Here is an 8,804-nt window from a genome sequence, read left to right as displayed (position 1 = left end):
CATCGTTGTATCTCGTGTCTATGTTGGGGTTCATTACCCGACAGACGTCACAGGAAGTATGCTTTTGGGATTTGGTCTTTTGCAAATGGTCTTTCCTTATTACGACCGTTTGCGTTTTGAATGGCGCTTTAAGAGTAAGCAGAAGTAAAGCATGAACGATTTATTTGAAGAAAAGGTCCTAAGGGTCGTTGCTCAGATTCCCCTGGGATGTGTGGCCACCTATGGTCAAATTGCCCAACTCATTGGCTATCCTCGCCATGCCCGCCAGGTCGGCAAGGTCTTGGCCACTTCTACAAAAGCTGTGACTTATCCCTGTCACCGGGTTGTGACCTCTACTGGTCGCCTGGCTCCTGATTGGGAAGAGCAAGGCACGCTTCTCTGGGCAGAAGGGGTGGAATTCAAATCCAACGGTTGTGTGGATCTTAAAAAACACAAATGGAAAGCAGAGGAGACTCAACTTTGAGTTCACTCTGCTTTTTTGCTATAATGAGGGGTATGAAATCCTATACGACCTTAAATGATTATTACCGAACCTTATTTGGAGAAAAGACCTTCAAAGTCCCAATCGATGCGGGCTTTGACTGTCCCAATCGTGATGGAACTGTTGCTCGAGGGGGCTGTACTTTTTGTACAGTTTCTGGCTCTGGGGATGCCATCGTAGCACCAGATGCCCCTATTCGGGATCAGTTTTACAAAGAAATTGATTTTATGCACCGCAAATGGCCCGACGTCAAAAAGTATTTGGTCTATTTTCAAAATTTCACTAATACGCATGAATCCGTCGATGTCATTCGGGAGCGCTATGAGCAAGCCATCAATGAACCAGGTGTCGTAGGGATTAACATCGGGACACGACCAGACTGCTTGCCGGATGAAACGTTGGCCTATCTAGCAGAATTGACAGAGCGCATGCATGTGACTATTGAGCTAGGCTTGCAGACGACTTATGAAACGACATCTGAATTGATCAACCGAGCCCATAGCTATGAACTCTATGTGGAAACGGTGAAGCGGATTCGCCAACAGGTCCCTAAGGCAGAGATTGTTTCACACTTAATCAACGGTCTTCCTGGGGAGACGCATGAGATGATGGTGGAGAATGTCCGCCGTTGTGTAACAGACAACGATATCCAGGGCATTAAATTGCATCTGCTCCATCTCATGACCAATACCCGGATGCAACGAGACTACCATGAAGGGCGCTTGCAATTGATGAGTCAGGAGGAATACGTGTCGGTCATCTGTGACCAATTGGAAATCATTCCCAAGGAAATCGTCATCCACCGGATTACAGGAGATGCTCCACGCGAAATGTTGATAGGACCGATGTGGAGTCTCAATAAGTGGGAAGTACTGAATGCCATTGAAGCTGAGATGCGTCGTCGTGGAAGTGTTCAAGGTTGTAAAGTAGGAAAATAGGAGGAGTAGCATGTTGCGACCATTAGAGATGGCCCATGATTTTCTTAGGGAGGTCATTACAGATCAAGATACTGTGGTTGATGCGACCATGGGAAATGGGCATGATACCCTTTTCTTGGCAAAATTAGCCAAAGAAGTCTATGCATTTGATATTCAAGAGCAAGCCTTGGTCCAAACGCAAAAGCGCTTGGAAGAAGCAGGACTTTCTAATGCCCATCTTCTTTTAAAGGGGCATGAAGAAGTAGATTGCTATGTGGACCAGGCCAAGGCGGCTATCTTCAACTTAGGCTATCTTCCTTCAGCAGACAAGTCGATTATTACCCAGCCTAAAACAACGATCCAAGCCATTAATAAACTCTGTTACCGCTTGATCAAGGGAGGGCGAATAGCCATTATGATCTATTATGGTCATGAGGGTGGGGACCTAGAAAAAGATGCTGTCTTGGAGTTTGTCTCCCAACTTCCTCAACAAGAATTTACGGTCACTACTTACCGGACCCTGAACCAGATCAACCATCCCCCATTTTTAGTCATGATCGAAAAATTAGAAAGTTATCGCCATGGATAAAGAATTTTTAAAAAATAAAATTGATGCTCTTCGACACGATTTTGTGGAGTCCACCTCTCATGAACGTGCCGTTGGTTTTTTAGATGAAGCACGGATGAGCAAAAAGATGATCAAAATCAAGAAGAAGCTGGTCTCTCTTGAAATGGAACGTTGCCAGAAGAAAATTGAGCACAAGGATCTGACAAAGATTGATCAAAAGATCCAAGAACAAAAGCAACTCTTTGAGGACTGTTGTAACCAACGATCAGGAGTATAAGGGATGGAGATTCTTGTATACGCCATTGTCTTTTCCTTGATCCTGATTGTCTCCAATGCGACTAATAAGTTGATTCCGACCTTGCCCCTCCCTTTGATCCAGATATTATTAGGGATTGGGATTGGCTTTCTCTTACCCAATTCGGAGTACCATCTAGATACCGAGCTCTTTTTGGCCTTGGTTATTGGACCGCTCCTCTTTCGAGAAGCAGAAGAAGCAGACATTACCTCGATTCTGAAGCACTGGCGCATTATCGCCTTTTTAATCTTCCCAGTTATTTTTATTTCGACCCTTAGCTTGGGGTGGTTGGCCCATCTCTTGTGGCTAGGAATTCCACTAGCGGCCTGTATGGCAGTAGGGGCAGCGCTCGGGCCGACTGATTTGGTGGCCTTTGCCTCCCTTTCGGAACGCTTTACCTTTCCAAAACGAATCTCCAACATTCTAAAAGGAGAGGGCTTACTCAACGATGCTTCAGGTTTGGTTGCCTTTCGTGTGGCTCTAGCTGCATGGACCACTGGAGTCTTTTCCTTGGGCCAAGCTAGTTGGGACTTGGTCATCTCTATTTTAGGAGGGTTTGCGGTCGGGATTGTGACAGCTGCTGTCAACCGTGGGCTTCAAAAATTACTGCTCAGTGTTCGGGCAACGGATATTGCCAGTGAACTCATTTTAGAATTGAGTCTCCCCTTACTGACCTTCTTTATCGCAGAAGAGATCCATGTATCAGGGATTATTGCGGTTGTCGTGGCTGGGATCCTAAAGGCTAGTCGGTTTAAGAAAATTACCCTACTAGAAGCCAAGGTGGATACGGTCACGCATACGGTATGGAATACAGTCAATTTTGTCCTCAATGGGTCTGTCTTTGTCCTTTTGGGGATGGAGCTGGAGATGATTTCTGAGCCAATTTTGAGGACTCCCTTTTACAACAATCTGCTCTTGATTGTGACTGTTCTCTTATTGACGGGGCTCTTGTTCCTGATTCGCTTTTTGATGGTGTATGGATTTTACTGGTATCGGGGTTTCCGATTGAAAAAATCCATTGATAAGTATCTGAAAGATGCCCTCTTGTTGACCTTTTCAGGGGTCAAAGGAACAGTGTCAATTGCGACCATTCTCTTGATACCGACGCATCTAGAAGCAGAATATCCAGTTCTCTTGTTTTTAGTAGCAGGGGTCACCTTGTGTAGTTTCTTAATCGGACTTCTCGTCCTCCCAAAACTATCCGAGGACAAAGAGGAATCCAATGATCATTTGATGCATATTGCTATCTTGAATGATGTCGTCATGCTATTGGAGAAAGAGTTGACGGTGACCAAGCAGAAGGGTCCTTTATACGCGGCGATTGATAATTATCATGGACGGATAGAAAATATGATTCTCAATCAGGAGGATAAAGCGACTCAAAGAGACTGGGAACAACTGAAACTCCTTATTCTCAGTATCGAGAATGATGGCTTGGAACAGGCTTATGAAGAAGGAAAGATTCGAGATAGAAGTTACCATGTCTATCAACGTTATCTTCGATCCATGGAGCAGAAGGTCAACCGCAATCTGTCATCGCGCCTGACCTATTATTTCTTGGTGCTCTTCCGCTTGCTCCGACTGCTGTTGCACGAGCTTGTGACCTTTGGATCCGGTATTCGGGCATGGAAAAACGGAGAGAATTACAAGCTTGAAGCCATCGACTATGACCAGATTGCTGCCTTGTATCTGGCCAATACGGAAATCATTATCGAGAGTTTGGAAAACCTAAAAGGGATTTATCGGAGTACCTTGATTTCCTTCCTTCAAGAATCTCGTCTGCGGGAAACATCGTTGATTACTAGTGGTGCTTTTGTAGAGCGGGTTATCAATCGCATCAAGCCCAATAATATTGACGAGATGCTAAGAGGCTATTACTTAGAGAGAAAATTGATTTTCGAATATGAGGAGCAGCACTTGATTTCGGCCAAGTATGCGCGTCGCATGCGCCAAAATGTCAACGAATTGGAAAACTATTCCTTAAGAGAAAGTGCCAATACTCTTCCTTATGACATGATCAATTATGCTCGAAATCGGTAAAAATGGTTTCCAGCTAAATAGAAGAAAAGAGATTGGTGACGCTTGTCCCAATCTCTTTATTTTAAATCTTAGTAGTTTTTTACTGGTCTGGCTGGATGTAGTAGCGGTCTTCTCCGATTGGAATTAGCTGGACTTGTCCTCCGTAAAAGGCTGATAGCGTTTCTTGGGTGAGAATTTCCTCCTTAGGTCCTTGGGCAAAACTTTGTCCCTCCTTGAGGAGAAGGACATGGCTAAAGGACTTGGTGATTTCCTCTGCATGGTGGGTGACAAAGAGAATGGTCGGTGCCTTTTCCATCTGCTTGATCTGTTGGATCAGCTGAAAAATCGCTTCCCGAGCAAATAAGTCAAGCCCACTGGAGGCTTCGTCAAAGATGAGAAGATCGGGTTCTTCCATGAGACTGCGGGCGATAAGAATCGTCTGTTTTTCCCCTTGAGAGAGGGTCCGGTATTTTCGCCCGATTAAAGAAGCAGCACCGATGCGACGCAACATGGATCGTGCCTCCTCGAGTTCTTTTTCTCCATAAGCTGCATAGAGAATGCTACTCTTGTATTTTCCAGTGAGGACGATTTCTTCTGGGGATAGAGATTCAGGGATGCGCTCAGAAATAAAGGAGCTGACCACTCCGATTCGCTTACGAAGTTCCGGAATGCCCCCTTGTCCAAATTGTGTTCCAAGGACAGAAACCTCCCCTTCCGTTTTCCAATATTCCGCCATTAGGAGACGGAGTAGGGTCGATTTGCCAGCACCATTCAGTCCAAGGATGGCCCAGGTTTCCCCTTTATTGACGGTCCAATTCAAACGGGAAAGGAGATTTTTTCCTTCTTTTCTGAGAGTGACGTCTTTCAGTTCAATTAATCTTTCTTTCATCTTTTTAACCTTCATAAAAATATTCTCTATTTTACCATAAATATGATAAAATAGCAGATAGGAGGAAAGGGATGTTTCATAAAAGTAAATTATTTTTCTGGACCTGTGAAGTCCTATTATTAACAATTATATTCTATATTTGGGGAAGTATGGGAAGCCTGATCTCTCCCTTTGTATCCGTTCTGAATACCATTATTCTTCCATTTTTGATTGCTGGTTTCTTGTACTACATCACCAATCCAATCGTAGAATTTTTGGAAAAGAAATTTCATCTGAATCGAATTTTGGGTATTCTATTAACCTTGGTAACCCTTTTTGGATTGATTATTTATGGGATTGTTTATATTCTGCCTATTTTGATCAACCAGTTGACAAGCTTGATTAATTCAACCCAAGGCTTGTATTGGGAAGTGCAAAGTTTTGTGACGAAGTTATCAAAGAATCCAGCCTTTCAGAGTATCAATATCCAATCAACCATTCAGCAGTTAAACCTATCTTATGTGGATATTCTACAAAATATCTTAAACAGTGTGACCAATAGTTTAGGTAGTGTTGTGTCAACGATTGTCAATACACTCTTCATTCTGGTGATGACACCGATATTCCTGGTTTACTTCTTGATTGATGGGAAAAAACTACTACCGATGTTAGAGCGGACCATCCTGAAAAATGACCGGCGGAATATTACCTCTCTCTTAGTGAGTCTCAACCAAACAGTTTCTCGCTATATTAGTGGGATTTCTATCGATGCTTTAATCATCGGGACTTTAGCCTTTATTGGCTACAGTTTTATCGGTTTGAAGTATGCCTTGGTCTTTGCGATTTTCTCAGCCTTGGCTAACCTCATTCCTTACATTGGACCGACGATTGGCTTGATTCCTATGGTGGTTACCTATGCCTTCACGGATTTCAATATGATGATCAAAGCTGTTATCTTCATGCTCATCGTCCAACAGATTGACGGAAATATCCTCTACCCTCGGATTGTGGGAGGGGTGATGAAGGTGCATCCCATTACCATCATGGTCCTCTTGCTCTTATCCAGTAACATCTATGGTGTGATTGGGATGGTTGTGGCCATTCCGGTTTATTCGATCGGTAAAGAGATCGTGAAATTCCTCGTGGCCTTGTATGAAAATCATAAAAAGACAAAGGAACAGCGCAAGCAAGAAGAGTATGGAATCATCAATAAATCCTAACAGAATAAACGAGAAGGGAATGGGTGACCATTCCTTTCAAATTGAAGATAAAGTCTTCTAAAAAAACTTTCCTTAGGTGAGTAGGGACGTCAGCGAACTTCGTCGAAGTTCCATGACTAATTATTGAGCCTAAGGTCTCAATAATTCCGAGTGCCTGAAACATAATTGTTTCAGGCACTTTTCTCACAGCGGAAAGTTTTAGCTCTACTTGAATGACTCAAAAAATAAGAGTCATTTTTTGAAAATTATCTAGCTGTTTTATGTAAAACAATAGTATGTCTACATTAAAAAAGGAATGGGTGACCATTCCTTTTTGAGTATGGACTTAAACAGGATAAGCTAAGTACTTGAATCTTAAAGTTTTAGCTTTCCTTTAAGAAAATATGTTATAATGAATTAGTAATGATACAAAATCAAGGAGTTTCTATAAGATGATAGAATTGCTTGCCAAAAAGCAGCGACGCCAAATGCGTTTGCTAGAAACATTAATTCGTGAAAAGCGCTGGTTTCATTTGAAGGAACTCGCTGAAATGTTAGATTGTACAGAGCGGTCATTAAAGGAGGATCTTTCAAATTTACGGACGGTCTTTAATGAATTTTTGATTGAATCTTCGACAAATGGTATTAAGATTAGCTATGACGATTCGATTGGGATTGAGGTGGTCTATCATCACTTCTTTAAAGAATCTACAGCTTTCTCCCTCTTGGAATACTTGTTCTTCCATAAGGATGTTTCCAGTGACTTAATTTGTAGACGGTATAATCTCAGCCAGCAATCATTTTATCGCTTGATTCGAAATATCAACCAAATTATTCAGGAAAAGTACAATATTCGAATCACCTTGAATCCTCTAAATGTTGTGGGGGATGAAGTCGATATTCGATTTTTCTATTCCCAGTATTTTGCAGAGCGGTATTATTATTTAGAGTGGCCATTTCCAGATATCAGAGAGCAAGTCATTATTGATTTCATCACCTTCTTCTATAAATTGACAGAAATCCCACTGACTTATTCGATCTTCCATTCCTATAAAATTATGCTGACGGTCTACCTATACCGGATTAAGCAAGGTTATCGAATTGAAGGGGCCAATAATTTTGAACAATACGCCTATCTCTATCAAGAGCTCCCAAAAATCAATGAGATGCTTCGTTATTTTGGTTTGCAGCTGGGTGTAGAATTTAATGAAGAAACCATTGAACAGCTCTTTATTATCTTCCTACAGAAACGCTTCTATTTTACTCCACAGGATTTGATCGACGCTACTGAGGAAGATGCTGTTACAAAAAAATCCTATATTTTAGCCTCTCAATTTCTTGATCACCTGAGTGAATCTTATGGTTTAGAACTTGAGAATTATGAAGAGATGATCATGCATATTCACAACACTGCCTATTTGGAGCGGCGTGAAATCTTTGGTGAATTTCTTCTCTATGATACCAAGAGCTATACCAATGAGGATTATCGAACCCTCTTCCCTAAATTTTATCAGGATGTTGAAACTGGTTTGTATCACTATCTTAAAGAGATGGGCTTTCATGAAAATCCTGAAAACCTCAAGCATCAGATTTATACCGTATTTTCACATTGGGAAAATCTATTGCCTCAACTATTAAGGAGACGGACAGCTGTCAAAGTCTTAATCATTAGCCGATACGATGACCATCATGCCAAGTCCATGATTGATTTCTTAAAATTCTATTGTACGGATAACTTTGAATTTTCACAGGTCATCAAGCATGACTTTAATCTTCATGAACTAGAGCATACCGAATATGATGTCATTGTTGCCAACTTTATGATTCCGAATATCAAAGGGAAAAAATTTATTTGTACAAGTAGTTTGACCCTTTTGGAACTTGTAGAAAAACTGAATGTACTCTTTTATGATTTTACACGTTATGGAGTATAACTGAGCCTTCCCTCCTCTTTTAGGAGGGAAATTTTTGCAACTATGCACCATTTTAAAAAATATGATATAATGGGCATTATTACTATACATTGAGGAGAATATCCATGGAAGACCCTGGCAGTCAGGATTTAATACTGCAATTTGTTTTACTATTTGTATTGACCTTATTAAATGCATTTTTCTCTGCAACGGAGATGTCGATGGTATCGCTGAACCGTTCTCGCGTAGAGCAAAAGGCTGAGGAAGGCGATAAAAAATATATTCGTCTCTTAAAGGTATTGGAAAATCCCAACCACTTTTTATCTACGATTCAGGTTGGTATTACCTTGATTACCATCTTGTCTGGGGCAAGCCTAGCTGATGATCTTGGGAAAGTTATCGCTTCTTGGATGGGAAATACGGAGACAGCACGTGCGATAGCTAGCTTCCTCTCACTGGCTTTTCTGACCTATATTTCAATTGTATTTGGTGAGTTATATCCGAAGCGTATTGCCATGAATCTGAAAGATAGCTTGGCTATTCG

General features: G+C 41.6%; 10 protein-coding genes. 9 read left to right on the top strand and 1 reads right to left on the bottom strand.

Annotation, left to right across the window (positions count from 1 at the left end; translation table 11 throughout):
• From ACLOR3_RS00300 to ACLOR3_RS00275, 6 genes are all read left to right on the top strand, one after another.
• A partial coding sequence (locus ACLOR3_RS00300; protein WP_412036984.1) for a phosphatase PAP2 family protein occupies positions 1 to 148 on the top strand: 148 nt, incomplete at its 5' end.
• A gap of 3 nt (positions 149 to 151) precedes the next feature.
• Positions 152 to 463 (top strand): MGMT family protein, encoded by a 312-nt coding sequence (locus ACLOR3_RS00295; RefSeq protein ID WP_048715392.1) that lies wholly within the window; start codon positions 152 to 154, stop codon positions 461 to 463.
• A gap of 23 nt (positions 464 to 486) precedes the next feature.
• Positions 487 to 1,419 carry a tRNA modification radical SAM protein MnmL/YtqA gene (gene mnmL, locus ACLOR3_RS00290; protein WP_048688267.1) on the top strand — a complete coding sequence of 311 codons (933 nt, stop codon included), beginning with the start codon at positions 487 to 489 and terminating at the stop codon, positions 1,417 to 1,419.
• 10 nt (positions 1,420 to 1,429) lie between these two features.
• Positions 1,430 to 1,987 (top strand): tRNA 5-(aminomethyl)-2-thiouridylate-methyltransferase MnmM, encoded by a 558-nt coding sequence (gene mnmM / locus ACLOR3_RS00285; protein WP_411399967.1) that lies wholly within the window; start codon positions 1,430 to 1,432, stop codon positions 1,985 to 1,987.
• Positions 1,980 to 2,243, top strand: a complete 264-nt coding sequence (locus ACLOR3_RS00280; RefSeq protein WP_411399966.1) for a hypothetical protein — start codon at positions 1,980 to 1,982, stop codon at positions 2,241 to 2,243. Before mnmM ends, ACLOR3_RS00280 begins: the two co-directional genes overlap by 8 nt.
• 3 nt (positions 2,244 to 2,246) lie before the next feature.
• Complete coding sequence (locus ACLOR3_RS00275) at positions 2,247 to 4,301, top strand: cation:proton antiporter (protein ID WP_195323681.1); 2,055 nt, start codon at positions 2,247 to 2,249, stop codon at positions 4,299 to 4,301.
• Between the two features lie 79 nt (positions 4,302 to 4,380).
• Here the strand turns inward: ACLOR3_RS00275 and ACLOR3_RS00270 are convergent, their stop codons facing one another.
• The gene (locus ACLOR3_RS00270) at positions 4,381 to 5,184 is read right to left on the bottom strand and encodes an ABC transporter ATP-binding protein (protein ID WP_195323682.1); all 804 of its coding nucleotides are present in this window, start codon (positions 5,182 to 5,184) and stop codon (positions 4,381 to 4,383) included.
• Between the two features lie 56 nt (positions 5,185 to 5,240).
• Here ACLOR3_RS00270 and ACLOR3_RS00265 point away from each other — a divergent pair, with 56 nt between their 5' ends.
• The 3 genes from ACLOR3_RS00265 to ACLOR3_RS00255 all read left to right on the top strand — a co-directional run.
• A complete protein-coding gene (locus ACLOR3_RS00265) occupies positions 5,241 to 6,368 on the top strand; it encodes an AI-2E family transporter (RefSeq protein WP_048715385.1) in 1,128 nt (375 codons plus the stop codon).
• Between the two features lie 431 nt (positions 6,369 to 6,799).
• Positions 6,800 to 8,281: an AcpB/EbpR/MafR family transcriptional regulator gene (locus tag ACLOR3_RS00260; protein WP_195323683.1), complete on the top strand. Its 1,482-nt coding sequence runs from the start codon at positions 6,800 to 6,802 to the stop codon at positions 8,279 to 8,281.
• A 104-nt stretch (positions 8,282 to 8,385) separates the two neighbouring features.
• Positions 8,386 to 8,804 (top strand): CNNM domain-containing protein (locus tag ACLOR3_RS00255; protein ID WP_412036876.1); only part of this gene is annotated, 419 nt, incomplete at its 3' end.

Source organism: Streptococcus intestinihominis (genome assembly GCF_046824975.1).
In the GTDB taxonomy this organism is placed as follows: domain Bacteria; phylum Bacillota; class Bacilli; order Lactobacillales; family Streptococcaceae; genus Streptococcus.
The sequence above is the reverse complement of the archived record's forward strand: the minus strand, read 5'-3'. Positions and strand labels throughout refer to the sequence as shown.

Bases quoted from the DNA above. Each gene is read 5' to 3' on its own strand.
- mnmM (WP_411399967.1), top strand. From the start codon at position 1,430: ATGTTGCGACCATTAGAGATGGCCCATGATTTTCTTAGGGAGGTCATT.
- ACLOR3_RS00270 (WP_195323682.1), bottom strand. From the start codon at position 5,184: ATGAAGGTTAAAAAGATGAAAGAAAGATTAATTGAACTGAAAGACGTC.
- ACLOR3_RS00265 (WP_048715385.1), top strand. From the start codon at position 5,241: ATGTTTCATAAAAGTAAATTATTTTTCTGGACCTGTGAAGTCCTATTA.
- mnmL (WP_048688267.1), top strand. From the start codon at position 487: ATGAGGGGTATGAAATCCTATACGACCTTAAATGATTATTACCGAACC.
- ACLOR3_RS00260 (WP_195323683.1), top strand. From the start codon at position 6,800: ATGATAGAATTGCTTGCCAAAAAGCAGCGACGCCAAATGCGTTTGCTA.
- ACLOR3_RS00295 (WP_048715392.1), top strand. From the start codon at position 152: ATGAACGATTTATTTGAAGAAAAGGTCCTAAGGGTCGTTGCTCAGATT.
- ACLOR3_RS00280 (WP_411399966.1), top strand. From the start codon at position 1,980: ATGGATAAAGAATTTTTAAAAAATAAAATTGATGCTCTTCGACACGAT.
- ACLOR3_RS00275 (WP_195323681.1), top strand. From the start codon at position 2,247: ATGGAGATTCTTGTATACGCCATTGTCTTTTCCTTGATCCTGATTGTC.